A 25,409-nucleotide genomic window follows, 5' to 3' on the forward strand; every position below is an offset into this window, starting at 1 on the left:
AGAAACCGTTCATGCGAAGAGCCCGCGACAAGGAAAATTGTTGAACGGGCACCAGAAATGAGCAAGCGCGACGTGAACAAGCGCAAGAACGGGCTCACCTATGCCGAGGCCGGTGTCGATATCGATGCCGGCAATCTCATGGTCGAGAAGATCAAGCCGCTGGTGCGCGCGACGCGCCGGCCGGGCGCCGATGGTGAGATCGGCGGTTTCGGAGGCCTGTTCGACCTCAAGGCCGCGGGCTTTACCGACCCGGTGCTGGTGGCGGCCAATGACGGCGTCGGCACCAAGCTCAAGATCGCCATCGATGCCGGCAAGCACGACACAATAGGCATCGACCTCGTCGCCATGTGCGTCAACGACATCGTCGTGCAAGGTGCCGAACCGCTGTTCTTCCTCGACTATTTCGCCACCGGCAAGCTCGATCCCAACCAGGGTGCCGCGATCGTCGGCGGCATTGCCGAGGGCTGCCGCCAGGCCGGCTGCGCGCTGATCGGCGGCGAGACGGCCGAGATGCCCGGCATGTATCACGGCAATGATTACGACCTGGCCGGCTTTGCGGTGGGCGCCGCCGAACGCGGCCAATTGCTGCCCACCGACGATATTGTCGAAGGCGACGTGCTGCTGGGCCTGGCTTCCTCTGGCTTGCACTCGAACGGATATTCGCTGGTGCGCCGCATCGTCGCCGTCAGCGGTCTGTCGTGGAGCGATCCGGCGCCGTTCGCCGACGAGGCCACGCTGGCCGAGGCGCTGCTCGAGCCGACCCGCATCTACGTCAAGTCGATTCTCAAGGCGATCCGCAACACGCATGGCATCAAGGCGCTCGCCCACATCACCGGCGGCGGCTTCCCGGAAAACATCCCGCGCGTGCTGCCCAAGGATTTTTCGGCCGAACTCGACCTCGAGGCGATCGACGTTCCTGCCGTGTTTTCGTGGCTGGCCAAGACCGGCGGCGTGGCGCCGGAAGAGATGATGCGCACCTTCAATTGCGGCATCGGCATGATTCTGGCAGTCGCATCCGGCCAGGCAGCACAGGTCGCCGCCGTGCTGCAGGAGGCCGGCCAGACGGTGACGCCGATCGGCCGCATCGTGCCGCGCCGCGACGCCGGGGTCATCTATCGAGGCTCGATCGGCCTATGAGCGCGCAGAGGAAACGCACCGTCGTCCTGATCTCGGGACGCGGCTCCAACATGACCGCGCTGATTGCCGCGGCCAGCGACCCGGCGTTCCCGGCCGAGATCGTCGGTGTCATTTCCGACAAGGCGGATGCCGCCGGGCTCGGCATCGCCAGGGCGCGCGGCATCGCCACGCAGGTCGTCTCGCGTGCCGACCATGGCAGCAAGCAGGCGCATGACGCGGCAATAGACGCGGCGCTCGCGGCCTTCAACGCCGAGATCGTGGCGCTGGCCGGCTACATGCGCATCCTCACCCCCGGCTTCGTCCAGAGATGGCAGGGCCGCATGATCAACATCCACCCTGCCCTGCTGCCCGCTTTCAAGGGGCTCGACACCCATGCGCGCGCACTGGCCGCCGGCATTCGCATCCATGGCTGCACCGTGCACTTCGTCACCTCAGAGATGGATGACGGCCCGATCATCGCGCAGGCAGCCGTACCGGTGATGGTCGGCGACACCGCCGATACTTTGGCAGCCCGCGTGCTGAAGGCCGAGCACCGGCTTTATCCGCTGGCATTGGGGCTGGTCGCCGAGGGCAAGGCGCGCATGGAGGCCGGCCGCACCGTGCTTGCCCACTTTGCCGACGATGCCGACAACGGCATTTCGGTGGTGATGGCCCCCGACCCGCTGCGCGAAGAAACCGACCTCGAGCATCTGGCGCGCATTACGCCTTGAGCCTAGATCGGGAATGACAACGGCACTTAGCCTGGAACCGCCAAATCAGACTCGGTGCCAGGCCGAAACGGACCGGCTGCGCAGAGCTTGGCTGGAAGGATTGGAAAGCGGCCCGTTAGATCCCTTCGACATTGAAGCGATCAAACAAAAGGCCCGCACTCGTCTGACCAGTCTCGCTGGTCCTGACCAACATCGATGAGACAACTACTTCTTCTCCGTCACGCCAAATCGAGCTGGGACGACCCTGATCTCGATGATTTCGACCGGCCTTTGGCCGAACGCGGGGTTACGGCGGCGTGCTTGATGGGACGCGAGCTTGCAGCGCGCGGCTGGCTTGCCGGACCTGGCGCTGGTGTCGCCGGCACCGCGCACCCGCGACACCTGGCGGCTTGTGGCGGCGGAGCTGCCCGTGCCACCCCGGATCGCATTCAAGGCGCTGTACGATGCTTCAGCGGCGGACATTCTGAGCCAGATTGGTCAAACCGACGCTTCAAGCGGCAGCTTGCTGGTAATTGGCCACAATCCGGGCCTGGAACATTTGGCCAGACAGCTTGCCGGGCCGGGGTCAGACGCCAAGGCGCTCAAGAGACTTGAGGAGAAATTCCCGACGGCAGCCCTGGCCCGGGTGGTCTTCGAAGGCGATTGGTCCGTCGTGTCCCCCGCCCGGTTGACACATTGCCTGCGGCCGAAGGACCTTGGCTAGCGTCCATGGCAGGTGCGGCAGGCAAAGCCCACCGCACGCCCGCTTGAGCCGTCAGTTTCCCCAGTTGCCCTGGCCGGATTCCGGCTGGACCGAATCGGGCCTCAGCGTGAGGTCGCGGTGCTTGACCAGCCTGTGGGTCGAAGCCGTGTAGCTGTGGTCGACATTGAGCGCGTGCGAGGTGACGGCCGGCTGATTGACATTGTCCGAACCATAGTTGTCGCTGCCGGCAAAAGCGGTGCCCGTGGCAACGAGGATGGCGGCGGCGGTAAGAGCGATCCTGGTCATTTTATTTACTCCGGTATTCCTGTTCCTGTCCGTCCAGTGGCGTGCCCTTGGGAGGAATTTCGCGTCGCTCGGACAGCCTCGATCTGGGTTTTTCGTGCGCCGGCTTCCAATCACGAAGACGTTCCCTCACGCGCGAAATCCGGACCTCGAACGTGGGCCAAGGTGTTGAGCTCACCCTGTTTTATCAATTGATCTCAAACACTTATAAGGGGGAATACCTGACGCATGGTGCGGCGGTTCGTCGAGCCAGCGCTCGCCATCCGTTCACGATTCGTCAACATAAATTGAACCAATTGGTTCGATTTACGATCGGCGCCCGACACTGGCGCCGTCGGCCGAAGTCCTGCTCATGCATAAAAAACAAGAGCGGCGGGCAAAGCCCACCGCTCTTTGTGGTCGCAGACTTCAGAAAATCAACGACCCCAGATGCCCTGGCCCGACTGAGCCGGCACGTTGGCATTGGCATCACCCTGCGTCTTCACGGACTTCGGGATCGAGCCGGTGTGCGTGGTGTCGATGTTGGACACGGACTGGTTCGCAACCGGCTGGTTGGCATTGTAAGAGCCGTAATTGTCGCTGCCGGCAAAAGCGGTGCCCGTGGCAACGAGGATGGCGGCGGCGGTGAGTGCGATCTTGGTCATTTTATTTACTCCTGAATTCAAGATTGGGTTGATAGCGGCAGTCGCGATTAGCGACCGAAGAGATTGCGGTCAGCGCCCTGCGAAGCGGGGGCCTGGACGGTCTGCGTCGACTTCGAGACCGAAGCGGTGACTGAATGGTCGACAGTGACGGCAGGCTGATTGGCGTTGGCCGAGCCATAGTTGTCGCTGCCGGCAAAAGCAGTGCCCGTGGCGACGAGGATGGCGGCGGCGGTAAGAGCGATCTTGGTCATTTTATTTACTCCTGAATTCAAGATTGGGTTGATATCGGCAGTCGCGATTAGCGGCCGAAGAGATTGCGGTCAGCGCCCTGCGAAGCGGGGGCCTGGACGGTCTGTGTCACCTTCGAGGTCGAAGCGGTGACCGAATGGTCGACAGTGACGGCAGGCTGATTGGCGTTGGCCGAGCCATAGTTGTCGCTGCCGGCAAAAGCAGTGCCCGTGGCAACGAGGATGGCGGCGGCGGTAAGAGCGATCTTGGTCATTTTATTTACTCCAGTATTTCTTTGTTCTGTCCGTCTAGTGGCGTGCCCTTGGGAGGAATTTCGCGTCACTCGGACCACCCCGAGATGGGCTTGCCCTGCCGCGGATTCCAATCACGAAGATGTTCCCCCGCGGCTCGAATTCGGACCTTGAAATTTGGCACAGGGCCTCGGCGGTCATAATTTTACTGTTCGAAATCAAATCGTTAGTGAGATTCTTCTCCCACCATACGAGGCCGACAACCAAGCCAGCGTTCACCATCTGCTATACAGTCCGTCAACAGAAATCGAACCGAACGGTTCGGTTTGAAGAGACCTGACCCCTCCAGCATTCTTTTTTACGGTGCGGAGGCGGACGAGATATGGGTGCGTACGTCCAACCGGGACGACAAACCGGCCGCTACAGGCCGGTCATGCCCAGCACGTCGCGCATGTCATATTCGCCGGGCGGACGTCCAGCCACCCAGAGTGCGGCGGCGATGGCGCCGCGGGCGAACATGATGCGGTCGCCGGCTGCATGCGACAAGGTTAAGGTCTCGCCCTCGGCGCAGAAGCTGACGCTGTGTTCCCCGACGATGCTGCCGCCACGCAGTACCGCAAAGCCGATCTCGCCGGTCGGCCGCGAGCCCATGACGCCGTCGCGTGCACGCCTTGCGACCGTGTCCAGATCGATGCCGCGTCCGCCGGCTGCGGCATGCCCCAGCATCAACGCCGTTCCCGATGGCGCATCGACCTTGTGGCGATGATGCGCCTCGACAATCTCCACGTCCCAGTCATCGGGATCAAGTGCCCGCGCGGCCTGCTCGACCAGTCCGATCAACATGTTGAGCCCGAGCGAAAAGCTGCCGGAGCGCACGATGGCAATTGTTTTCGCGGCGTCGGCGATCGCAGCCGAATCATCAGCATCGAAGCCCGTTGAGCCGATGACCAGTGCCGGCCCGCCGCGTTCGGCGCAAATGCTGGCCAGATCAGCCGAGGCAGCCGGCGTGGTAAAGTCGATGACCACGTCGGCCACGGCAAGCGCCTCGTCGCGGCTCACCAGCCCTTCGCCGATACTGCCCGGCCGGTGGAAGCGGGCGGCGAGCGCCAGCCGCGCGTCGTCCTGCACGGCCGCCGCCATCTCGCGGCCCATGCGGCCCAGCGCACCCGCGATGGCGACCCTGACCGGTGGTTTCGACATGGCGCTATCCCGCGGCTATTTATTTCCACATGCCGCGCATGCGCGCGCCGATGTCGACGCGCACCTCCGGCCGGGCCGCCCTGCCCTGTGCCGCTTGCGCGGTCGGCCACGATACCTGCTGGAACGCGGCAAGGATCGAAGCCGGGATGAAGCGGGTGCGCGAGGCATAGAGATGGCGGTCGCCGCGCGCCGCCTGGCCGTGCGGAAAGAAGCGTTGCGGCATGACCAGGTTGAGATTGTCCTTGGCCCGCGTCATCGCCACGTAGAGCAGCCGGCGCTCCTCCTCGATGTCCTCCTTGGTGCCGACGCCGAGATCGGCCGGGATACAGCCGTCGACCGTGTTGAGCACGAAGACGTTCTTCCATTCCTGGCCCTTGGCCGAATGGATGGTCGACAGGATCAGATAGTCCTCGTCGCGATGCGGCGGCCCGGCCTGGTCACTGGTGGCGTCCGGCGGGTCGAGCGTCAGTTCGGTGAGGAAGCGCTCGCGCGAGGCATAGCCCGAGCCGATCTGCTCGAGCTGCAACAGGTCGGCGCGCCGCGTCGTCGCATCTTCGTGGATGCGCTCCAGATGTGGCTCATACCACAGCCTGATCTGTTCGAGGTCGGCAGGCCATTTGGCGCCGGCGCGCAGGCCGGAATAGAGCGAGACGAAGCCCGGCCAGTCATCCGCCGCGCGTTGCGGCGGACGCCAGCCGGCCAGCCCCATGGCCTCGTCCAGCGCCGTCGTCATGGTCTCGACGATCTGCGCGGCAGCCGAAGGGCCGATGCCTGGCATCAGCTGCAGCACGCGGAAGCCGGCGACGCGGTCGCGCGGGTTCTCGGCGAAGCGCAGCACCGCCAGCACGTCCTTGACATGGGCTGCATCGAGGAATTTCAGCCCGCCGAACTTGACGAAGGGAATATTGCGCCGCGTCAGCTCGATCTCCAGCGGGCCGCTGTGGTGCGAGGCGCGAAACAGCACCGCCTGCGATTTCAGTGCCGTGCCGGCCTCGCGCTCGGCCAGGATGGTATCGCAGACGAAATTGGCCTGCTCGACCTCGTCGCGCACGCTCACCAGTTTTGGCCTGTCGGTCGACTTGCGCTCCGACCACAGGTTTTTGGTGAAGCGCTCCGAGGCTTCGCCGATCACCGCATTGGCGGCCGCCAGGATGGTTTCGGTGGAGCGGTAATTGCGCTCCAGCATCACGACGTCGGCGGCTTGCGCGAACTGGTTGGGGAAGTCGAGGATGTTGCGCACCTCGGCGGCACGGAACGAATAGATCGACTGTGCATCGTCGCCCACGACCGTCAGCCCCGCGCCGTCGGGTTTCAGTGCCATCAGGATCGAAGCCTGCAAGCGGTTGGTGTCCTGGTATTCATCGACCAGCACATGGTCGAAACGCCTGCCCAGATGCGCTGCTATCTCGGGCTCCGCCGCCATCTGCGCCCAGTAGAGCAGCAAATCGTCGTAATCGAGCACGTTCTGTGCCTGCTTGGCCTCGACATAACCGGCGAACAGTTCTTTCAGTTGCTCCGCCCAGCCGGCGCACCAGGGAAAGGCAGAACCCAATACCTCGTTGAGCGACGCCTGTGCGTTGACGGCGCGCGAATAGATGGCAAGGCAGGTTCCCTTGGTGGGGAAGCGCGCTTCCGTCTTCGAGAAGCCGAGTTCGTGGCGGACCAGGTTCATCAGGTCGGCGGAATCCTCGCGATCATGGATGGTGAAGGCAGGGTCGAGGCCGATCTCCAGCGCATAGTCGCGAAGCAGCCGCGCGCCGATGCCGTGAAAGGTTCCCGCCCAGGTCAGCGCATCGGTGATGACAGCTGCATCGCGGCCGAGCACTTCGCCGGCGATACGCTCGACGCGCCTGGCCATTTCGGACGCGGCGCGGCGCGAGAAAGTCATCAGCAGGATGCGGCGCGGGTCGGCCCCCTTGACGACCAAATGGGCGACGCGGTGAGCCAGCGTGTTGGTCTTGCCCGAACCCGCGCCGGCAATGACCAGCAGCGGACCGGCTATTTGGCCGTCGCCGTGCTCGACTGCCTGGCGCTGGGCATCGTTGAGCCGGGCGAGATAGGCAGGCTGGACGGTCGGGTCCTGAAAGGTCGAATCAGCAGTGGCGAGGTTCATCGCCCATCAAGCATCGTTTCTGCTTTGTTCGCAACGTCGATGCGAGGCTGGCCTCGTGCTCGACAGGCCGAAGCGTGACGTCCGTGTCTTTAGCGTTGCGGATCGACACCCATGTCGGCCGACTGCCGCCGCAAGGTCTCGCGATCATATTGCGACGGCGGCAACAGCAGCGGGTCGACTGTATCGGGCACGTTTTCGACCATCTTCCTGGCGATACGATAAGTGACATAGGCGAAGGCGCCGGCGACGAGCAGACGGAACATGGTGCAACACTCCTTTGGAGCAGAACCAACCGGGTAAACCGCATTTGGTTCCCTTGCCAATCGTCCACGCGCGCAGTCGGAGATGAGGGTGGGCTACGGGTTTCGCCAGCGCTTGCCCGATGCATTCTCGGGGCACCGGAGGCGGAACTTGGCGTTTGCGGGGTTCGTGTCCTGCCGCATGCCGTGGCGTTCCGGACAGGCTTTGGGGGAAGAAGGCCGGCGCCGCTTGGGAGGAGGAACGAAGCGCCGGCCAAGCGGATAATGAGGTCCGCCGCACAGGTAAGGCTAGCTGAGTCTTTCCCCTGCGTCATTGGGGGATTATCTTTGTTAAAAACGTACCGATGCGCACGGCCCTATCGGTCGCCGGTCCGTCACAAGCTTGTCTTGACCATCATCCCCGCAATCTCAATAAACTCCGGAGCTGGTTGGCAATAGCGGTGGTGTTTGGGCTAGCGGCGAGCGCGGCCTGGGGATCAAAACTCGATCATCTTCCCGCCTCGCCACCCAGCCTTTGCCTGACCACGGCGACATGGAAATTCGTGCCGAACAACAGCCCCTCATCGTTGAAGTCGTAGCTGGAATTGTGCAACGGCGCGGAAGCCTCGCCATTGCCGAGGAAGACGAAGCAACCCGGCACATGGTCGAGGAAGCGGGCGAAATCCTCGGAGGCGGTCATCGGCTCGCGGGCGACGGCGATCTTGCCGGGTTCGAAGACGTGCCTTGCCGCGGCAAATGCCGCATCGACCAGTTCGGCATCGTTGCGCAGCGGCACGAACTCCCTGCTGTAATTGACCTCGGCCGCGACATTGTAGGCGGCGGCGGTGCCCTGCGTAATGATGCGCATCTGCCGCTCGATCTCGGCGCTGACTTCGGGGCGGAAGCTGCGCGCATCGCCGAGGATGCGGGCAAGGCCGGGCAGAGCGTTGCGGGTGCCGTCGGTGATCAGCTCGGTCACCGAAACCACCGATATGTCGGCCGGGCTCAGCCGGCGCGAGACGATGGTCTGCAGATTGGTGACCAGCGCGCAGGCGGCGACCAGCGTTTCGTTGCCCGCATGCGGCCGCGCGGCATGACCGCCGAGCCCTTTAAGCACGATCTCGAAAATATCCTCGGCCGACATGACCGGGCCGGCACGGGTCTCGAAATGCCCGATCGGCAGGCCGGGCATGTTGTGCAGGCCGAAGATCTCGTCGAAGGGAAAGCGTTGCATCAGCCCATCATCGAGCATGGCGAGCGCGCCCCTGCCCCATTCCTCGGCCGGCTGGAAGACGAAGCGCACGATACCGTCGAAACCACCCTCGCGGGCCAGCAGCTTTGCCGCGCCGAGCAGCATGGTGGTGTGGCCGTCATGGCCGCATGCATGCATGATGCCGGGATTGCCGGAACGGTAGGATGCGTCCGACCGCTCTGATATGCGCAGCGCATCCATGTCGGCCCTGAGCGCAATCGCCCGGTTGCCGCTGCCGCGCTTCAACGTGCCGACGACGCCGGTGCCGCCGACGCCTTCGCTGACGTCGTCGAGGCCGAACTCACGCAGTTTGGCGGCGACGAAGGCTGCGGTACGCTTCTCCTCGAAACCGAATTCGGGATGCGCATGCAGATCGCGCCGCCAGAGAATCATCTCGCGCCTCAGCGCGTCGCGATCGAGTTCAGACATTTTTCGCCCTGTTACTTCACAAGTTGCGCGGCCACATCAAGCAGGATGTTGGCACCGGCAACAAGCTCGGCGTCATCGGTGTGCTCGCGCGGATTGTGGCTGATGCCACCGGCGCTCGGCACGAAGATCATCGCCGCAGGCGCGATACGCGCCAGCATCTGCGCGTCGTGGCCGGCGCCTGATGTCATGCGCCGGACGCCGAGGCCACGGTTCTTCGCGGCGGCCTCGATCAGCTCGACGATGCGAAGGTCGAAGATCACCGGCTCGAAGCGGGCCAGTTGCTCGACCGAAACCGTCAGGTTCTCGGTGGCAAGCTGCTCGAGATAGGCGGCAAGCGCCGCCTCCACCGCCTGCAGGCGCTGTTCGTCGGGGTCGCGCAGATCGACGGTGAAGACCGCGCGCGAAGGGATGACGTTGATGGCATTCGGCTCGAAGCGGATCGTACCCACGGTCGCCACCGTCGGCGCGTTCGAGGCTTTGGTCCGGTCGAGCAGGAAGGTGATGGTCCGGGCGGCGGCATGGCCGGCATCGTTGCGCATCGACATCGGCGTGGTGCCGGCATGATTGGCGACGCCGTCTATGGTGATACGCTGCCAGGAGATGCCTTGCAGATTCTCCACCGCGCCGATCGGCACGCTTTCACGCTCCAGCACCGGCCCCTGTTCGATATGCAGTTCGAGATAAGCATGCGGTTTGAGGAACCCAGGTTCCCGGTCGCCGGCATAGCCGATGCGGGCGAGCTCCTGGCCCAGCACGCTGCCGTCGGTGCCGACAGCCGCCAGCACCGTTTCGGCATCGATGCCGCCGGCATGGACCAGCGAGCCCATCATGTCGGGAGTGTAGCGCACGCCCTCTTCATTGGTGAAAGCGGCGACCGCGACCGGACGCGACGGCGAAAAGCCTGATCCCTTGAGCGTCTCGATCACCTCCAGCCCGGCAAGCACGCCATAACAGCCGTCATAGATGCCCGCATCGATGACAGTGTCGATGTGCGAGCCGATGAGCAGCGGCGCCTGCTCCCTGTTGTCCGGGCTTTGCCAGATGCCGAAAATATTGCCGACCCGGTCGATGGCGACATCGAGCCCCACCTGCCGCAGCCAGCCGACGAAGAGATCGCGGCCCTGCTTGTCGGTGTCGGAGGCGGCCAGCCGGATCAGCCTGCCCTCGCCGTCGCGACCGACGGCACCGAGTTCGCGGATACGGCCAAGCAGGCGCTGTGCATCGATCGCGGTCATGCCGTTGCCTCGGCTTTCATCTTGCCTTCCAGCACATCGGCCGGGCTCATGCCAACCAGCTCGGCATAGCGATGCGGGTCGGTGGCACCTTCGGTGTTGATCACCAGCACCCGCGATTTGCCGTCCAGTCCAAGCTCGGTCGGGTTGTCGGCCATCGCCCGGATCAGCCCGGCAAGACCAACACCGCCGCTTTCGCCGGCGACGATCGCCGGATCGCCGGCGGCCGGCCGTGCCAGCCGCCGCATCACCGCGACGGCGTCGGCCTCATCCACCGTCATGAAGGCATCGGCGGCGCGCGCCAACACCCGCCAGGCGACGGGCGACGCCTCGTAGCATTCAAGCATGGCCATCACCGTCGGCTGGCCGTGCGCGACTTTGACCGGGTGCCCAATCTGGGCGGCTGCAAAAACACAGCCGGCACGCGCCGGCTCGACCACGATGAAGGTCGGCCTGGCGTCACCGAGCACGATGGCTAGATGGCCGGCCAGCGCGGCGGCAATGCCACCGACACCGGCCTGCACGAAGACGTGGGTTGGCGTCCGAGAGAGCTGGCGCAAGGCTTCGCGCACGATCGCCGTATAGCCCTGCATGACCAGGCCAGGAATCCGTTCATAACCGGGCCACGAGGTGTCGGACACAACGGTCCAGCCCTTCTCGGCCGAAACCTGGGCAGCTTGCCTGACCGAATCATCATAGTTGCCGTCAACGCGGATCATCTCGGCGCCATAACGGGCGATCGCGGCGATGCGCTCCTCGCTGACGCCGGCGTGGACGAAGATCGCCGCCCGCGCACCGAGGAGTTGCGCGCCTTGCGCGACGGAGCGGCCATGGTTGCCGTCGGTCGCACAGGCAAATGTCATCGCCGCGGCGACGGCCCGCACATCAGAGCGATCGAGATCGGCCACGTCGACAGGGCGACCAAGCCGGCTGCCTGCCTCCTCCAGCACCAGCCGGAAGACGGCATAGGCGCCGCCAAGCGCCTTGAAGCTGCCGAGGCCGAGGCGAAAGCCCTCATCCTTGATGTGGACGGCGCCAAGTCCGAATTCGGCGGCGAGCGCCGGCAGCGCATGCAGCGGCGTCATCAGGTGATTGTCGCGATGGCTGAGAAAACGCTCGACCGTGTCGGCGCCGGCCACGCCAAGAGTTTCGGCATCGGTTGGATCGAGTGGCAGGCGATGCAAAGCATTGCGGTTGAGCAGGAACACTGGCAGGCCTCCTTGGCATTCAGCGAGAATATATTGCAGGATCGGCGCAAGGAGCGCTGTAATATGGCCTCCCGAATGCAAATTTGTTTCGTCAGGAATATCTCATTGCCTGCAATCCCGCCCTCGCTCGACAGTTTCGATCTCGCCATCCTTGCCATCCTGCAGCGCGACAACACGACGCCGCAGCGGCTGATCGGCGAAGCTGTGAACCTGTCGGCGCCGGCGGTGCAGCGCCGCATCAAGCGCATGGAACAGACCGGCGTCATCGCCGGCAATGTCGCGGTGATCGAGCCGGCGGCGGTCGGCCAGCCGATCACCATCTTCGTCGAGGTGGAACTCGAGAGCGAACGCGCCGAACTGATCGACGCGGCTAAGCGGCAATTCTCGGCGACCCCTGAAATCCAGCAATGCTACTATGTCACCGGCGAGGCCGATTTCATCCTGGTCATCACCGTGGCCGACATGGGCGCTTATGAAGCGCTGACGCGAAAACTGTTCTTCGACAGCAACAATGTCCGCAAGTTCCGCACGTTTGTTGCGATGGACAGGGTCAAGGTCGGGTTGACGGTGCCCTTGCCCGGCTGAGCGTTGCAGGCATGGCAGGCTCCGGCTGCCATGCTTTTGCCATTCTCCGGAAGCGAATTTGTCGGGGGAGGCGCGCTTGGACGACACCACACCAGTTGCGATTATCGGTGCCGGGCCGGCGGGCCTGGCCATTGCCGCGTGCCTGCGGCAGGCAGGGCAGGATTTCGTCCTGCTCGAAAAAGAGGAGCAGGCCGCACCCGCGTGGCGACGCCACTATGAGCGCGTCCATTTGCACACGACCAAACGCTATTCGTCGCTGCCCTTCGTGCCCTTTCCCAGGGAGTATCCGCGCTATGTGCCGCGCGATCTGTTCGCTTCATATCTCGATGCCTACGCGCAACGCTTCGATCTGCGGCCCAGATTTGGAGAAACGGTGCGGGCGATCAGCCGGCGAGGCAGAAGCTGGCTCGTGGACACGACAACCGGCCCCCTGCACGCTTCAAACGTGGTGATCGCGTCGGGCAACAACGCGGAGCCGCTGATGCCCGGATTTGCCGGCGCCGATGCCTTCAGGGGCAAAAGGCTGCATAGCGCCGACTATCTCAACGCCATGCCTTTTGCCGGCCAGTCGGTTCTGATCGTCGGCATGGGCAACACCGGCGCCGAGATTGCGCTCGATCTGGTGGAAGGCGGTGCGCGACCGACGATTTCGGTGCGCGGCGGCGTCCATATCGTGCCGCGCGAGCTGCTCGGCGTGCCCATCCAGATGATCGGCATGGCGGCTCGCCTGATGCCGCAACGCATCAACGATGCCTTGTTCCCCATCATTCTCGATCTGGCGTTGGGCAGGCTGGGGAAATATGGGCTGAAGCGGCCGCGGCAAGGAATGCTGCAGCAGATCGCGCTCTCGTCGCGCATCCCGACGATCGATATCGGTACGGTCGGCAAGATCCGCGAAGGCGCGATCAAGGTCACACCCGATATTGCCGAGATCACCGAACAAGGCACCCGTTTTGTCGATGGCCAGCATGGCGCGTTCGATGCGATCATCTTCGCCACCGGTTTCCGGCCGGGCTATGCCAGATTGCTGGAGCCCGGCGTCCAGCCAGGCGGTAGCGGCGTCAATGCGAGGGCTTCGGACCTCGGTCTTTATCTGATTGGGTTTCACAATCCGGTCACCGGATTGCTGCGCGAAATCTCGATCGAGGCAGAGCAGATCGCCGACGACATCAGCCTCCGACGAGACCGAAACAAGGCGGCTGAAATCCTGCCGGTTTGATCTGCGGTCTGCCTATCCCAGCGCAGTCGTCAGCATCATGCTGGCAATCTCCTTCGTCAGCTTGGCGGCGACAAGCGCCATCGTGTTTTAGAGATCCTGGTTTGGGGCGGGGGCGGCCCTAGCTGGAGCCGGATTTACGGTCGAATGGGAAAAACGCCAGCCACGGCCGGAAGAGCCAGAATATTGGGTGATGGTGGTGAGATGACGCAAAGCCCGCTAAAGGGTGTTGCAAAGCTCTGGTACAAAATCGTGGCTTTAAATTGGGATTTTATGCGAAACCTCTTATTTGGTAAAAGAGAGCAAGCGGCGCTTCATGAAATCTCCCAGATATAGCAATTTCCTAAGAATTTTAGTCCTCCCTAGAATGGTTGGGAATTTTAAATATGAGACATTAGAAAGAGATCTATTCTTTAAAATTTCTGATTCGAATGAAAAACACGGCAACCTGGTAAGCAGTGTGCTTTTAGACAAAGTTAACAAGAAATTCTGGATTGAAGCTGGAGTATACAGAAACATAACAACATTTAAGGCACAGTTTATTGAAGGCAAAAATGGTAACTTTATACGTGGCTCATTTACTAATAGTGGGACATTGATATCATACCCTATTTTAATTTTAGCATTTTTTGGATGGGTATATTTCTTAGTAACCAATGAAAATGGGGCCGATATGTTTTTTCTACCTCATATTTTTTGCGGTTTTCCACCTAATAATTTCGATTTCATTCAACAACCAAATAAAAAATATTCTAATATTTCTTGAAAATGAACTTCACGTGCATCCATCCTAAAGCGAAATTATTTCGAATCCCTCCTAACTTCCGCGATACATAGCCCCCGCTGAAATCTCAACAATATTAACGTCGCAGCTATGCACGGCGCGCGGCCAATACTTGCTATTGTTGCCGCATCGCCAGATGCACGACCAGGAAATCCCTGACCGGCTATGCCGCCCTCACCCCGCCGCGCGCAGCCAGACCTTGTTGTCATGGAAGGCAGCACCGCCATAGGGCGCCGGCGCATCGGCGCCGGTCAGCACGTTGATGCCCTCGCCGCGCTCATGGGCGCTGTTTGGCCAGATGCCTTCGGCGATCACCACGCCGCGCTTGATGCCGTCGAACAGCTTCGCCTGCAGCACGACTTCGCCGCGCGTGTTGCCGACTTCGACGCGATCGCCGTCGGCCAACCCAAGGGCTGCGGCATCGTCGGGATGCAGAAGCAGTTCCGGGCGGCCCTCCCTGGCCTTCGACACCGGCGTTTCCGAAAAGGTCGAGTTGAGAAAATTGCGCGCTGGCGATGTCGTCAGCCGGAACGGGTGGGTTTCGTCGGCGACCTCGATCAGGTCGACATGGTCGGGGAATTCCGGCAGCCGCGCCACCGGGCCGAACAGGCCCATGCTTTTGGGCGGCCGGTTGGGCGCGGCCTGTCCGGTCCAGTCGGCACGGAAGCGGAATTTTCCATCCGCATGGCCAAATCCCCTGATGAAATGCGCGGTGTCGAAATCCGGCTGCAGGTCGACCCACTTTTCTTCCTTCAAGCTGTCGAAGCTGCCCAGCCCGCGCTTGCCCAGGATGATGTCGATATGCTGCTGCTCGGTCAGGCCGAAGCCCGGGCGATCGGCGACGCCGAGGCGATCAGCCAATTGCTCGATGACGAAATGGTTGGTGCGCGGCCCTTCCGGCGGCTCGATCAGCTTGGGGCCAAGCGTGATGTGCTGGTTGCCGCCGCCCTTGTAGACGTCGTCGTGCTCGAGGAACATCGTCGCCGGCAGCACGACATCGGCAAGCTTGGCCGTGTCGGTCATGAACTGCTCATGCACGCAAGTGAACAGGTCGTCGCGCATAAAACCCTGCGTCACCAGCCGCTGCTCCGGTGCAACATTCACCGGGTTGGTGTTCTGGATCAGCATCGCCGTCACCGGCGGGCCGCCATAGAGCGCGTCGCTGGCTCCCATCAGCACCGGGCCGATGCGCGAATGGTCGAGATGGCGGATCGAAGGATCGCGCATCTTCGTGCCTTCCAGCACATCCTGGTTGAGCTTGAAGATGCCGGAATTGGAATGGAAGGCGCCGCCGCCCTCATATTGCCAGCTGCCGGTGACAGCCGCGATGCAGGACGCTGCATGCATGTTGACGGCGCCATTGCGCTGGCGCGCGAAGCCGTAGCCGAGGCGGAAATAGGTCTTTTTCGTCGTGCCGACGAGGCGGGCGAAGGCCTCGATCTCGGCGACCGTCAAGCCGGTGATCCCTGCCGCCCACTCCGGCGTGCGCGTCACGAGATGGGCTTCAAGCCCTTTCGGGTCGTCAGTATATTTTTCGAGATAGGCGCGATCGGCCATGCCTTCCCTGAACAGGACATGCATGACCGCGCAAGCCAGCGCGCCATCGGTGCCCGGCTTCAGCACCAGGCCGAGATCGGCCTGCTTCATCGTCGCGTTCTCGTAGACGTCGATGACGACGATGTTCGCGCCGCGCTCCTTGCGCGCCTTGATGGCGTGGGTCATGACGTTGACCTGCGTCACCACCGCATTGGTGCCCCAGATCACCACGCAATCGGATTTCGCCATCTCGCGCGGGTCCGGCCCGCGCAAGGCGCCGGCGCCCATCATCCAGCCGGTCCAGGCGAGATTGGTGCAGATCGAACCGAAAAAGCCGGAGTATTTCTTGGCGTGGCGCAGCCGGTCGATGCCGTCGCGTTGCACCAGCCCCATCGTGCCGGCATAATAATAAGGCCAGACCGTCTCCGAGCCGTATTTCTCCTCGGCCGCGATGAATTTTTCGGCGACGAGGTCGAGCGCGGCCTCCCAGCTTGCTTCCTTCCACAGGCCATCGCCCTTGGCGCCGGCACGAAGAAGCGGCTTCAGCAAACGGTCGGGATGGTGGACGCGGTCGGCATAACGCGCGACCTTGGCGCAGATGACGCCAGCCGTGTAGCTGTTGGACTTGGCGCCGTGGACGCGGCCGATGCGCTTGTCATCGAGCAGCTCGACCTCGAGCGCACAGGTCGAGGGGCAATCATGCGGACAGGCCGAATGGCCGATGCGGAGGTGCGCGTGCTGGTTCATGGGGGCGTGTTTAGCGGTTTTTGGGTGCGAGGTGTAGGGCCAGATGATTGGCCAATCTCCCCACCTGTGGGGGAGATGTCCGGCAGGACAGAGGGGGGGCGCGAAGGATCGCGACCCATTCATTCGTCACTGACGTTGGCGGCCGGTAGCTGCAAAAAGGCTGACAGGCCTATGGGACAGCGCCCCCCCTCTGCCCTGCCGGGCATCTCCCCACATGGGGGGAGATTACGCGCTCACTCCGCCGTGCCTTCCTCATACTCCGCCGACATGGACAGCCATTTCTCCTCGTGGCCGGCAAGCGTCTGCGCCAGTTGCGAGCGCTCCTTGGCCAGCCGGGTCGCGGTCGAGGGGTCCTTTTCGTAGACCGCCGGATTGGACAGTTCGTCCTCGATGCCGTCGATGCGCTTGCGGATGCGGTCCATCAGCGCTTCTGTGGCGCGGATTTCCTTGGCGAGCGGCTCGAAGGCGGCGCGGCGTGCCGCTGCATCGCGGCGGCGGTCGGCTTTTGACGCCTTGTCGGCCTCGCGCTTGCCGCGGCGGTCGCCGGAGACGCCGGTGACCAGCGTCTTGTAGTCTTCCAAGTCGCCGTCATACGGGTTGACCGCGCCGTCCTTGACCAGCCACAGGCGGTCGGCGGTTGCCTCCAGCAGATGGCGGTCGTGCGAGATCAGGATGACGGCGCCGGGAAACTCGTTCAGGGCATGGATCAGCGATTCGCGGCTATCGATGTCGAGATGGTTTGTCGGTTCGTCGAGGATGAACAGGTTTGGGCCCTCGAAGGCCGACAGCCCCATCAGCAGCCGCGCCTTCTCGCCGCCCGACAGATCCTTGGCGGCGGTGTTCATCTTCTCGGTGGTGAGGCCGAACTGGGCGACGCGGCCGCGCACCTTCGATTCCGGGGCCTCCGGCATCAGCCGGCGGACATGCTCGTAGGCGTTTTCGTCCGGCCGCAGATCATCGAGCTGATGCTGGGCGAAGATCGCCACCTTCAACCCGGGCGCCACCGTCATGGTGCCACTCTCCTGCTTCAGCCGGCCCGACAGCAACTTGGCGAAGGTCGACTTGCCGTTGCCGTTGGCGCCGAGCAGCGCGATGCGGTCGTCGGCGTCGATGCGCAGCGTCATCTTCTTGAGGATCGGCTGCCCGTCCGTGTAGCCGACATTGACGTTGTTCAGCGCCACGATCGGCGAGGCCACCGTCTTCACCGGCTCAGGGAAGGAGAACGGCCGCACCGAATCGTTCACGAGGGCCGCGATCGGCTTCATCTTTTCCAACGCCTTGATGCGCGACTGTGCCTGTCTCGCCTTGGAGGCCTTGGCGCGGAAGCGTTCGACGAAGGATTCCATATGCTTGCGGGCTGCTTCCTGCTTGACCCGGCCCTTCTCCTGCAATTCCTTCTGCTCTGTATATTGACGCTCGAACTGATCGTAGCCGCCGCGCCAGAAGGTCAGCTTTTTCTGGTCGAGGTGAACGATCGAGTTGACGGCGCGATTGAGCAGGTCGCGATCATGCGAGATCAAGAGCACCGTGTGCGGGTATTTCGATACATAGTTTTCCAGCCACAGCGTGCCTTCGAGATCGAGATAGTTGGTCGGCTCGTCGAGCAGCAGCAGGTCGGGCTCGGCAAACAGCACCGCAGCGAGCGCCACGCGCATGCGCCAGCCGCCGGAGAAGGATGAGGCCGGACGCCTCTGCGCAGCGTCGTCGAAGCCGAGGCCAGCAAGAATGGTGGCGGCGCGGGATTCGGCTGAGTGCGCGTCGATATCGGCCAGCCGCATATGGATGTCGGCGATGCGGTGCGGATCGGTCGCCGTCTTTTCTTCTTCGAGCAGCGCCGTGCGTTCGAGATCGGCCTTGAGCACGATCTCGATCAGCGCATCCTCGGTGCCCGGTGCTTCCTGCGCCACCTGGCCGATGCGGGTGCTCTTCGGCAGGCTGATCGATCCTGTCTCGGACGGGAAATCGCCGGTGATGGCCTTGAACAGCGTCGTCTTGCCGGTGCCGTTGCGGCCGACAAGCCCGGCCTTGGTGCCGGCCGGCAACGTCAGCGAGGCATGGTCGAGAAGCAAGCGTCCGGCCATGCGGAGCGATAGGTCGTTGATGATCAGCATGGCCGCGCTTTTGCACCGGACATCAACGCTTCGCAAGGCCTTGCGGGCCACTTGGCCGCACAAGGCCTCGAAACGACGCCCGCGAGGCGTCGTCAAACCAGCCGAACAGTGGCTTGCCTGCTCTCAGGCAGTCGCCTTGCGCTTCGTTGCCTTGGCGACAGCGGCCGGCGCTGCTGCCGGCTTGCGGCCAAGTCCCGTCGACTTTGCCAGCGCCGATCGCGTCGCCGAATAGTTTGGCGCTACCATCGGATAGTCCGGCGGCAAGCTCCATTTGGCCCGGTAGTCGTCCGGGCTCAGGCCGTAGTCAGTCCGCAGGTGCCGCTTGAGCGACTTGAACTTCTTTCCATCCTCAAGGCAGATGATGTAGTCGGGAAACACCGACTTCTTCGGATTGACGGCCGGAACCAGGTTTGGGACTTCCGCGACAGCCGCACCGGCGAGCTTGCGAACCGAGGCGCTGACGCTGGCAATCAGCTCGGGCAGGCCGGCAGCCGGAAGCGGATTGTTGCCTACATAGGCCGAGACAATATCGGCCGTCAGCTCGATAACGGTCTTATCATCGATATTTGACAATTCTTTCACCTTATTTGCGACAAAATCATCCACCCCAGCGAAGACTTATGTCGATGTATCTCTTTAACCGCGTCCCCCAACGGACCGCCAAGCCTCATAAAAGAATCAAGAATCGGCAAAAATAGCATTCATGCAAAATCGACGCTGTGCAAATTAGAAAATCTAATACTTGGAACCAGCAGACTTAGCGGCAGGACTTTCGTCCAATATCTCCAGAATACGCTTCCACCGGGCGCAACGCGCGAAATCCTTTTGTTCTATCGCCTTTTCGGCCCTCATCGCGGCGTAAAGCGGTGCCTCGGCGCCGAATTCATCGATCAGCCAATTCGCTTCCTGAATAGCCAGACGCTCATTCTCGTCAAACATGGTTTTCGGCCTCCGAACGTTCCACACCGACCGCGACACAACTGCCGATGACGAGGATGGCTCCGACAATGGCCGTCACCGTCAGCCGCTCGCCGGACAAGGTCAAAAGCAGGGTCGAGGCGATCGGCGTGAGATAGGCGACCACCGCGACCCTGCCGCTGCCTTCAAGCTTCAAGGCGCGCGACCAGAAATAGTAGCCCAAGCCCATCGGACCGGCGCCGAGATAAAGGCCGAGAGCCAGGTCCGCGCCGACGGGCCAGGTGAAACCGTCGCGAGCGCACCATAGAAACGTCAAAGCGACGCCAATCAAAGACGATGGCAGCAACAGGCGATCCGGCGAGGAGGCGACCCGCCCCACCATGATCGAATAGAAGGCCATGCACAGCGCCGACCCGAATGCGGCGAGATAGCCGACCAGATCGCCCTGGAACCAGGATTGGCTGCGCCCTCCCGAAATCACCAGTGCGACGCCGATGAAGCCTACCACCGTGGCGAGACCCAACAGGGCCGGATGCCGCGGATTTTCCAAGGCGATGACTGCCACCGCGACCATCAACGGCCAGGTGTAGGCCATCAGATTGGCCTCGATGACCGGCATCGAAGCGAAGGCGATGTATTGCAGCACCATGGTGCCGACCAGACCGATGAAGCCGACCGCCACAGAGATGAGCGCCGCCCCGGGGGTGACCGGTGCTACTCTTTCCCGGCTCATCAATCGGATGGCGGCGAAGACGAGTGCAGCGCCTGCAAATTGCAGGAACTGGACCTGCGACACCGGGTGGCTGGCCAGCAGGGATTTGCCGACCAGCGCATTGGTGGACCACAACGCCACCGCACCGGCAGCGAAGACCAACGCGGATATCGAGCCGGATCCCTGCCGAAACAATCGGCATGGGATTCTATTTTGCTGTTCGACCATGATCCTGTCCGAAAACCGGTTCCGACTTTTCGGGATCTTGGTTCATTACCATGATTCCCTGGCGCCGCCCGGAACCGGTGCATCGACGGCCGCGGGCACGGGATGCTCTGCCTCGAACCGACGATAGGCCGGCAACTGGTTGGTCCAGACATCTTCGGCCAGTTCGCTGACCCACTCACGGTCGCGGTCATTGTCGGCGGCGAGATAGAACATTCTGTTGTCGTCGACATAGGGCTTGGACACCGAGCGCTGGTTGAGCACCAGCGTGACGCGCTCGCCGAACCGGATCGGAGCGGTGCGATGCAGGACGCCCAGGAATTGCCCGAGCGTCGCGTAGTTCATCTTGTGATCGATGCGCATGACACTGTTGCGCGGGATCTCGCGGCCGGCTTCGAGAATGGCGCGGCCGGTTTCGGAGTCGTCGCAGTAGATTTCGAGGTGGCCGCCGACCAGCGGATTGCTGATCGACAATGGAATGAGCTCGGTGACCGGAACGCCATCGCAATGCCACTCCACGGCGCCGTCCTTGGGATTCATGAAGGTGACCGTCGAGCCGACGATCGACAGCGGATAGGGCTCCAGCTTGGTGCCCATCATGTCGGACAGCCGCTCCAGGCGCAGCTTGTCATGCAGCAATTCCTTGATCTCGGGGATGAAACGGTCGGCCCCGGTGATGAAGGTCAGATCGAGGTGCTTGTGCACGGCATGGCTGGCCTTGAGCTTCAGGGCAGCCTCCTCGATCGCGGCAAGCAGTGCCGGGTCATAGCCGTGCAGATATTGCGCGACACCGAAACTCGACACTTTCCAGGCGGTTTCATGGCCTATAATGGCTTCGCGGCTCATCGCATAACGCAGTTCGGGAATGGTATGGGCGTTCATTGTACTTCTCCAGGATGGGGGCAACACTTGGTAAACAGTCGATTAATTCACCCACCCCTGTAAAATTAGGAATGCTGGTGCTAGTGTAAGCCAAGCTTAAGGTCGAAACCGTGCGTCTGCTCAGTCAGGTCAACCTCAATTCGCTTAAAATCGTGGAAAGTGCTGCAAGGCACGGTAATTTCACGCGTGCCGGCGAAGAACAGTTCATTACCGCTTCAGCGGTCAGCCAGCGGGTGAAAAGCCTGGAGGATCAGCTTCGTTTCAAGATTTTCCAGCGCGGCGGCAATGCGGTCTCGTTGACGCCGGAGGGTGAGACCTATGTCTCGCGCGTTCGCGAGGCGCTGGAGCGAATCGTCGCCGCCAGCATGGAAGCGACCGGGCAATCGCAGGAGCATGTGCTAAAAATATCGGTGCTGCCGACCTTTGCGGCACGCTGGCTGTTTCCGCGCCTGCCGCTGTTCCAGCAGCAATATCCCGATATCGTGATGCGGGTCTCGACCTCCTACGCGACGCATGAGTTCACGGCCTCGGAATTCGATCTCGAAATCCGTTATGGCGACGGTCACTTTCACGGGCTGCAATCCGATCTGCTGTTTCGCGAAGACCTGACACCGGTGTGCAGCCGCAAGCTGTTCCACGAAGTCCTCGGCGATAAGCGGCTGTCGAAGGTGACACCGGACGACCTCAAGCACTTCACCCTGCTGCATTCCGACACCTGCACCCAGAATTGGCAATCCTGGCTTGGTTTCGCCGGCGCCAGCTTCGTGCTCAGCGAGACCAAGAGCATCTATTTCGACTCGTGCATGATGTCCTACGAGGCAGCCAATTCCGGGATGGGATTTGCGGTGGCCAACCGTGCCTATATGGCCAGCGACATCCGCGCCGAAAGGCTGGTGGCTCCCTTCGCCGTCCACCATCCCAACACGGCTGGCTGGTATTTTGTCTCTCCGCAGAAAGGCCTTGCCGCACGCAAGGTCCAGTTGTTCAAGCAGTGGGTGATGGCGGAAGCGGCTCTGACGCAGTGCCAGCTGGACAGCGAAATCAGGGGCGAAGCTTCGACGGCTGCCTGAAATGGACGTGCAATCCGTACAGCCCGCCCTGGTCGGAAAGATTGTTGAGCTCACGCCACTTCAGCAGGCACATTCGTCGGGGGGCTTCTGAGCGCCGCAGCGGATGGTGCGTTGTGGAACCTGAGGGCCACCGTGGTCCCCGGGCCAGACACGATCGATGGATATAATTGCCAATGCCCTGGCTGGACGACGGGCCGGCACTGTCATGCCTTATGCAATCGTCATGCGCAGCACGGGAGTGATCTGCGGAAGTACGCGGTTTTGGAAGATCGATCGCACGAATAGAAAGCTGGAGATCGGGCATAGCTGGCTCAGCAGTTCGGTTCAGCGGTCCGGGGTCAATACCGAGGCGAAGTATCTTCTCCTGGCCCATGCATTCGAGTTCATGGGATGTGTCCGTGTGCAATTCACCACAGACGAACTGAACGACGCGTCAAGGGCAGCCATCCTGCGAATTGGCGCCAAGCAGGAAGGGATCGTTCGCAACGAGCGGATCATGCCGGACGGTCGGAAGCGCAATTCCGTCCGGTTCAGCATCATCGATTCCGAGTGGCCCGAGGTAAAGACGATGCTGCAGCACAAAATGCAGCGATAGTGGCGCAAGCTCTTCAACCCCGGACCGACTACGCAAAACGCCACCGGATCAGGCGAAAGCCCTGCCCTCCTCGGTCCGCTGGAAAAGCATCAGGTCCAACCCCAGGCTTGGCCGTCCCAGGATGGTCAGGATCGTATGCGCCTGGCCGCGATGATGGGTCTGGTGGTTGAAGACGTGGTCCAGCGCCGGCGCCAGCCTTTGCGAGACGGTGCGCATATCCGAGACGGTCATGTAGGTGAAGCGGCCCGTCAACGCCTTGTCATTGAGGCGGCCGATCCAGTCGATGATCCTCCTGTCCTCGGCTTCACGCGCCGCCCGCAGGCCGGTCAACCCCCGATGCAGGATGGCATCCAGTGTCGTCGGCGCGTCGCCCTCGCCGGTGAAGCGCTTCATCCAGATGCGGTCGGCAGTCAAAAGGTGGTTGAGCGTGCCCATCATCGAGCCGAAGAAGGCACCGACATCGCGGTTGAATTCCTCATCCTCGAGCTCGGCGGCGGCCTCATAGATGCGGCCATTGGCCCATTGATTATAGGCCGCAAACATCATGAAATGCTGTCTCATGGCTTCCCCTCGGCTCGCGTCGATGCGGGGCCTACCTAACGCTTGAAGGACCTGCCGCCAATGACCATTCTGCTCTATGACCTCGTCGGACGCGACAGCACACGTCCGTTCAGCCCGCATTGCTGGAAGGTGGCGATGGCGCTTGCCCACAAGGGGCTCGACATCTCGACCGTGCCGACGCGCTTTCTCGATGTGCCCGCCGTCGAGGGCGGCGTTTCGAAAACCGTCCCGGTGATCCGCGACGGCGAGACGGTCCTCGCGGATTCCTTCGCCATCGCCCTCTATCTCGATGAAGCCTATCCGGACCGGCCGACGCTGTTTGGCGGTGAAGGCGGCAAGGCGATGGCTCGTTTCATCGAGCGCTGGTCGCAACTGACCATCCATCCCTACGTGACCACCGCCGCGATCATCGACCTCCACACCATGCAGGACGAGGAGAACGCCGCTTATTTCCGCCGGAGCCGCGAGCAACGCTTTGGCAAGACGCTGGAGGACGTCGTCACCGCGCGCGACGCCGGGCTGGCGACATTCCGCGCCGCGCTGGAGCCGCTGCGTTCAATGCTCGGCTATCAGCCATTCATCGGCGGCGCGTCGCCGCTGTTTAGCGACTATATCGTCTTCGGCGCCTTGCAATGGGCGCGCATAGCCTCTCCCTACCAACTGCTCGACGATGGCGACGTGGTGGCGCAGTGGTTCGTTCGCTGCCTCGACCTGCATGGCGGGCTGGGACGAAAGGTCGCCGCCGCGGCTTGACGCCGTAAAGCAGTAACTTACTTGGCCGCCTTCTTTGGCTTGCCGGCCTTCGTGGCAGCCTTTGCCTCCTTGGGGGCGGCCTTTGCCTTGCCTGCGCCAGCTGCCTTCCTGGTTGGCTTTTTGGCTGCCGACTTGCCCGCGGCGTCCTCCTGGTCGACATCGGTGGCCGCCTGATGCCAATGGCGCTCATGATGGCCAGCCGGCTGGCCCTCCTGCAGCCAGATCTGGTGCGCACGGTTGCGAATGCGTTCCTGACGATCGTCTGTCATGGTCATGGTGTCTCCATACGGCCCGACCTCAGCGCGGCGCCGACACGCGACTATAGCAAGCAAAGCGTTGCTGTGCAGCCGTCTGAACGGGGCCGGCTTGCCGCAGAAACGCGCAGCCGTCCGGCCCTTCGCTCTCGCTCCCTGCCCTTCGGGCGTTCCCCTTTGAAAGGTCCACTGGACCTTTCAATCCGCCCGAAGGCGGACCGGGCTTTCACCGTTCGTCACTCGGAAAGCCAAGCAGTTGGCTTTCCGTCCGCTGCGCGGACCGTTCCTCACCCCTTGGCAATGGGCCGGGCGGCTTGTATAGAGCCCGCCACTCTCAATTCCATTCTCAGACAAGGACGACCCATGGCGCTCGAACGCACATTTTCCATGATCAAGCCGGACGCAACCCGGCGCAATCTCACCGGCGCCATCACCAGGATGCTGGAAGAGGCAGGCCTGCGCGTCATCGCCTCGCGCCGGGTCTGGATGAGCCGCCGCGAAGCGGAAGGCTTCTATGCCGTCCACAAGGACCGCCCTTTCTTCGGCGAATTGGTGGAATTCATGTCGTCGGCACCGACGGTCGTCCAGGTGCTGGAAGGCGAGAACGCCATTGCCAGGAACCGCGAAGTGATGGGCGCCACGAATCCGGCCAACGCCGCCGAAGGCACCATCCGCAAGGTTCATGCGCTGTCGATCGGCGAAAACTCCGTGCACGGCTCCGACGCACCGGAGACCGCGGCAGAAGAGATCAAGTACTGGTTCTCGGACACCGAGATCGTCGGCTGAGCCGATAGTCCAGACCTTGGACTACGTGAAAAGGCCGGCGTTTCGC

Annotated in this window: 27 protein-coding genes and 1 pseudogene; 10 read left to right on the forward strand and 18 right to left on the reverse strand. The window is 62.4% G+C overall.

Annotated features, from left to right (window positions below; genetic code table 11):
* Positions 1-57: 57 nt before the first annotated feature.
* The 3 genes and pseudogenes from purM to NKI99_RS21555 all read left to right on the forward strand — a co-directional run bounded on the left by purM (position 58) and on the right by NKI99_RS21555 (position 2,550).
* A complete protein-coding gene (gene purM, locus NKI99_RS21545; protein WP_352611866.1) occupies positions 58-1,137 on the forward strand; it encodes a phosphoribosylformylglycinamidine cyclo-ligase in 1,080 nt (359 codons plus the stop codon).
* Complete coding sequence (purN, locus tag NKI99_RS21550) at positions 1,134-1,847, forward strand: phosphoribosylglycinamide formyltransferase (protein ID WP_352611867.1); 714 nt, start codon at positions 1,134-1,136, stop codon at positions 1,845-1,847. The genes purM and purN overlap by 4 nt, the downstream gene beginning before the upstream one ends.
* Positions 1,848-2,042: 195 nt before the next feature.
* Positions 2,043-2,550: pseudogene (locus NKI99_RS21555) on the forward strand (SixA phosphatase family protein).
* A gap of 51 nt (positions 2,551-2,601) precedes the next feature.
* Here NKI99_RS21555 and NKI99_RS21560 read toward each other — a convergent pair.
* From NKI99_RS21560 to NKI99_RS21605, 10 genes are all read right to left on the reverse strand, one after another.
* Entirely contained in the window at positions 2,602-2,835 is a 234-nt protein-coding gene (locus tag NKI99_RS21560) for a DUF680 domain-containing protein (RefSeq protein WP_352611868.1), read from the reverse strand.
* Between the two features lie 413 nt (positions 2,836-3,248).
* Entirely contained in the window at positions 3,249-3,476 is a 228-nt protein-coding gene (locus NKI99_RS21565; RefSeq protein WP_023812599.1) for a DUF680 domain-containing protein, read from the reverse strand.
* A gap of 47 nt (positions 3,477-3,523) precedes the next feature.
* Positions 3,524-3,727: a DUF680 domain-containing protein gene (locus tag NKI99_RS21570; protein WP_128305364.1), complete on the reverse strand. Its 204-nt coding sequence runs from the start codon at positions 3,725-3,727 to the stop codon at positions 3,524-3,526.
* Between the two features lie 47 nt (positions 3,728-3,774).
* A complete protein-coding gene (locus NKI99_RS21575; protein WP_352611869.1) occupies positions 3,775-3,978 on the reverse strand; it encodes a DUF680 domain-containing protein in 204 nt (67 codons plus the stop codon).
* 397 nt (positions 3,979-4,375) lie between these two features.
* Positions 4,376-5,155, reverse strand: a complete 780-nt coding sequence (gene dapB, locus NKI99_RS21580; RefSeq protein WP_352611870.1) for a 4-hydroxy-tetrahydrodipicolinate reductase — start codon at positions 5,153-5,155, stop codon at positions 4,376-4,378.
* A 19-nt stretch (positions 5,156-5,174) separates the two neighbouring features.
* Entirely contained in the window at positions 5,175-7,268 is a 2,094-nt protein-coding gene (locus NKI99_RS21585; RefSeq protein WP_352611871.1) for an ATP-dependent helicase, read from the reverse strand.
* Between the two features lie 89 nt (positions 7,269-7,357).
* The gene (locus tag NKI99_RS21590) at positions 7,358-7,531 is read right to left on the reverse strand and encodes a hypothetical protein (RefSeq protein ID WP_127269821.1); all 174 of its coding nucleotides are present in this window, start codon (positions 7,529-7,531) and stop codon (positions 7,358-7,360) included.
* A gap of 484 nt (positions 7,532-8,015) precedes the next feature.
* Complete coding sequence (locus NKI99_RS21595) at positions 8,016-9,188, reverse strand: M20 aminoacylase family protein (protein ID WP_352611872.1); 1,173 nt, start codon at positions 9,186-9,188, stop codon at positions 8,016-8,018.
* An 11-nt stretch (positions 9,189-9,199) separates the two neighbouring features.
* Entirely contained in the window at positions 9,200-10,423 is a 1,224-nt protein-coding gene (locus NKI99_RS21600; protein ID WP_352611873.1) for a Zn-dependent hydrolase, read from the reverse strand.
* Positions 10,420-11,628, reverse strand: coding sequence for a diaminopropionate ammonia-lyase (locus tag NKI99_RS21605; protein WP_023812607.1), 1,209 nt, complete (start codon positions 11,626-11,628; stop codon positions 10,420-10,422). The genes NKI99_RS21600 and NKI99_RS21605 overlap by 4 nt, the downstream gene beginning before the upstream one ends.
* A 75-nt stretch (positions 11,629-11,703) precedes the next feature.
* On the opposite strand from NKI99_RS21605, the gene NKI99_RS21610 reads away from it, so the two are divergent.
* The 3 genes from NKI99_RS21610 (at position 11,704) to NKI99_RS21620 (ending at position 14,195) form a co-directional block, all read left to right on the forward strand.
* A complete protein-coding gene (locus tag NKI99_RS21610) occupies positions 11,704-12,213 on the forward strand; it encodes an Lrp/AsnC family transcriptional regulator (RefSeq protein ID WP_196815338.1) in 510 nt (169 codons plus the stop codon).
* Between the two features lie 76 nt (positions 12,214-12,289).
* Complete coding sequence (locus tag NKI99_RS21615) at positions 12,290-13,432, forward strand: flavin-containing monooxygenase (RefSeq protein WP_352611874.1); 1,143 nt, start codon at positions 12,290-12,292, stop codon at positions 13,430-13,432.
* A gap of 313 nt (positions 13,433-13,745) precedes the next feature.
* Entirely contained in the window at positions 13,746-14,195 is a 450-nt protein-coding gene (locus NKI99_RS21620; RefSeq protein ID WP_352611875.1) for a hypothetical protein, read from the forward strand.
* Between the two features lie 192 nt (positions 14,196-14,387).
* Here the strand turns inward: NKI99_RS21620 and NKI99_RS21625 are convergent, their stop codons facing one another.
* From NKI99_RS21625 to NKI99_RS21650, 6 genes are all read right to left on the reverse strand, one after another.
* Entirely contained in the window at positions 14,388-16,496 is a 2,109-nt protein-coding gene (locus NKI99_RS21625) for a molybdopterin-containing oxidoreductase family protein (RefSeq protein ID WP_352611876.1), read from the reverse strand.
* 233 nt (positions 16,497-16,729) lie between these two features.
* Positions 16,730-18,607 carry an ABC-F family ATP-binding cassette domain-containing protein gene (locus NKI99_RS21630; protein ID WP_352611877.1) on the reverse strand — a complete coding sequence of 626 codons (1,878 nt, stop codon included), beginning with the start codon at positions 18,605-18,607 and terminating at the stop codon, positions 16,730-16,732.
* A gap of 123 nt (positions 18,608-18,730) precedes the next feature.
* Positions 18,731-19,180, reverse strand: coding sequence for a Ros/MucR family transcriptional regulator (locus NKI99_RS21635; protein WP_127289180.1), 450 nt, complete (start codon positions 19,178-19,180; stop codon positions 18,731-18,733).
* 162 nt (positions 19,181-19,342) lie between these two features.
* A complete protein-coding gene (locus NKI99_RS21640; protein WP_127289182.1) occupies positions 19,343-19,546 on the reverse strand; it encodes a hypothetical protein in 204 nt (67 codons plus the stop codon).
* Positions 19,539-20,465: a DMT family transporter gene (locus tag NKI99_RS21645; RefSeq protein WP_352611878.1), complete on the reverse strand. Its 927-nt coding sequence runs from the start codon at positions 20,463-20,465 to the stop codon at positions 19,539-19,541. Before NKI99_RS21645 ends, NKI99_RS21640 begins: the two co-directional genes overlap by 8 nt.
* Positions 20,466-20,510: 45 nt before the next feature.
* Positions 20,511-21,344, reverse strand: a complete 834-nt coding sequence (locus tag NKI99_RS21650; RefSeq protein WP_352611879.1) for a hypothetical protein — start codon at positions 21,342-21,344, stop codon at positions 20,511-20,513.
* A gap of 110 nt (positions 21,345-21,454) precedes the next feature.
* On the opposite strand from NKI99_RS21650, the gene NKI99_RS21655 reads away from it, so the two are divergent.
* Together NKI99_RS21655 and NKI99_RS21660 are read left to right on the forward strand one after the other, a co-directional pair.
* A complete protein-coding gene (locus NKI99_RS21655; protein ID WP_023812620.1) occupies positions 21,455-22,414 on the forward strand; it encodes a LysR substrate-binding domain-containing protein in 960 nt (319 codons plus the stop codon).
* Positions 22,415-22,571: 157 nt separating this feature from the next.
* Positions 22,572-23,009, forward strand: coding sequence for a GNAT family N-acetyltransferase (locus NKI99_RS21660; RefSeq protein ID WP_352611880.1), 438 nt, complete (start codon positions 22,572-22,574; stop codon positions 23,007-23,009).
* Positions 23,010-23,057: 48 nt separating this feature from the next.
* On the opposite strand, the gene NKI99_RS21665 is transcribed toward NKI99_RS21660, so the two are convergent.
* On the reverse strand, positions 23,058-23,570 hold the full coding sequence (locus NKI99_RS21665) for a DinB family protein (RefSeq protein WP_352611881.1): 513 nt from the start codon (positions 23,568-23,570) through the stop codon (positions 23,058-23,060).
* A 60-nt stretch (positions 23,571-23,630) separates the two neighbouring features.
* Here NKI99_RS21665 and NKI99_RS21670 point away from each other — a divergent pair, with 60 nt between their 5' ends.
* A complete protein-coding gene (locus NKI99_RS21670) occupies positions 23,631-24,323 on the forward strand; it encodes a glutathione S-transferase family protein (protein WP_352611882.1) in 693 nt (230 codons plus the stop codon).
* A gap of 17 nt (positions 24,324-24,340) precedes the next feature.
* Here NKI99_RS21670 and NKI99_RS21675 read toward each other — a convergent pair whose 3' ends face one another.
* Entirely contained in the window at positions 24,341-24,598 is a 258-nt protein-coding gene (locus tag NKI99_RS21675; protein WP_127289194.1) for a DUF2934 domain-containing protein, read from the reverse strand.
* A gap of 342 nt (positions 24,599-24,940) precedes the next feature.
* Between NKI99_RS21675 and ndk the strand changes: the two genes are divergently transcribed.
* Complete coding sequence (gene ndk, locus NKI99_RS21680; protein WP_013532476.1) at positions 24,941-25,363, forward strand: nucleoside-diphosphate kinase; 423 nt, start codon at positions 24,941-24,943, stop codon at positions 25,361-25,363.
* Positions 25,364-25,409: the final 46 nt, after the last annotated feature.

The organism is Mesorhizobium sp. M0239 (assembly GCF_040321815.1).
GTDB lineage: Bacteria > Pseudomonadota > Alphaproteobacteria > Rhizobiales > Rhizobiaceae > Mesorhizobium.

What these genes read in the sequence shown, in the direction of transcription:
- purN (WP_352611867.1), top strand. Translation starts at nt 1,134, where the DNA reads ATGAGCGCGCAGAGGAAACGCACCGTCGTCCTGATCTCGGGACGCGGC.
- NKI99_RS21560 (WP_352611868.1), bottom strand. Translation starts at nt 2,835, where the DNA reads ATGACCAGGATCGCTCTTACCGCCGCCGCCATCCTCGTTGCCACGGGC.
- NKI99_RS21565 (WP_023812599.1), bottom strand. Translation starts at nt 3,476, where the DNA reads ATGACCAAGATCGCACTCACCGCCGCCGCCATCCTCGTTGCCACGGGC.
- NKI99_RS21585 (WP_352611871.1), bottom strand. Translation starts at nt 7,268, where the DNA reads ATGAACCTCGCCACTGCTGATTCGACCTTTCAGGACCCGACCGTCCAG.
- NKI99_RS21650 (WP_352611879.1), bottom strand. Translation starts at nt 21,344, where the DNA reads ATGAACGCCCATACCATTCCCGAACTGCGTTATGCGATGAGCCGCGAA.
- NKI99_RS21595 (WP_352611872.1), bottom strand. Translation starts at nt 9,188, where the DNA reads ATGTCTGAACTCGATCGCGACGCGCTGAGGCGCGAGATGATTCTCTGG.
- NKI99_RS21570 (WP_128305364.1), bottom strand. Translation starts at nt 3,727, where the DNA reads ATGACCAAGATCGCTCTTACCGCCGCCGCCATCCTCGTCGCCACGGGC.
- NKI99_RS21665 (WP_352611881.1), bottom strand. Translation starts at nt 23,570, where the DNA reads ATGAGACAGCATTTCATGATGTTTGCGGCCTATAATCAATGGGCCAAT.
- NKI99_RS21645 (WP_352611878.1), bottom strand. Translation starts at nt 20,465, where the DNA reads ATGGTCGAACAGCAAAATAGAATCCCATGCCGATTGTTTCGGCAGGGA.
- ndk (WP_013532476.1), top strand. Translation starts at nt 24,941, where the DNA reads ATGGCGCTCGAACGCACATTTTCCATGATCAAGCCGGACGCAACCCGG.
- NKI99_RS21610 (WP_196815338.1), top strand. Translation starts at nt 11,704, where the DNA reads ATGCAAATTTGTTTCGTCAGGAATATCTCATTGCCTGCAATCCCGCCC.
- NKI99_RS21630 (WP_352611877.1), bottom strand. Translation starts at nt 18,607, where the DNA reads ATGCTGATCATCAACGACCTATCGCTCCGCATGGCCGGACGCTTGCTT.
- NKI99_RS21640 (WP_127289182.1), bottom strand. Translation starts at nt 19,546, where the DNA reads ATGTTTGACGAGAATGAGCGTCTGGCTATTCAGGAAGCGAATTGGCTG.
- NKI99_RS21675 (WP_127289194.1), bottom strand. Translation starts at nt 24,598, where the DNA reads ATGACCATGACAGACGATCGTCAGGAACGCATTCGCAACCGTGCGCAC.
- NKI99_RS21600 (WP_352611873.1), bottom strand. Translation starts at nt 10,423, where the DNA reads ATGACCGCGATCGATGCACAGCGCCTGCTTGGCCGTATCCGCGAACTC.
- NKI99_RS21620 (WP_352611875.1), top strand. Translation starts at nt 13,746, where the DNA reads ATGAAATCTCCCAGATATAGCAATTTCCTAAGAATTTTAGTCCTCCCT.
- dapB (WP_352611870.1), bottom strand. Translation starts at nt 5,155, where the DNA reads ATGTCGAAACCACCGGTCAGGGTCGCCATCGCGGGTGCGCTGGGCCGC.
- NKI99_RS21575 (WP_352611869.1), bottom strand. Translation starts at nt 3,978, where the DNA reads ATGACCAAGATCGCTCTTACCGCCGCCGCCATCCTCGTTGCCACGGGC.
- NKI99_RS21660 (WP_352611880.1), top strand. Translation starts at nt 22,572, where the DNA reads ATGGATATAATTGCCAATGCCCTGGCTGGACGACGGGCCGGCACTGTC.
- NKI99_RS21590 (WP_127269821.1), bottom strand. Translation starts at nt 7,531, where the DNA reads ATGTTCCGTCTGCTCGTCGCCGGCGCCTTCGCCTATGTCACTTATCGT.
- NKI99_RS21670 (WP_352611882.1), top strand. Translation starts at nt 23,631, where the DNA reads ATGACCATTCTGCTCTATGACCTCGTCGGACGCGACAGCACACGTCCG.
- purM (WP_352611866.1), top strand. Translation starts at nt 58, where the DNA reads ATGAGCAAGCGCGACGTGAACAAGCGCAAGAACGGGCTCACCTATGCC.
- NKI99_RS21625 (WP_352611876.1), bottom strand. Translation starts at nt 16,496, where the DNA reads ATGAACCAGCACGCGCACCTCCGCATCGGCCATTCGGCCTGTCCGCAT.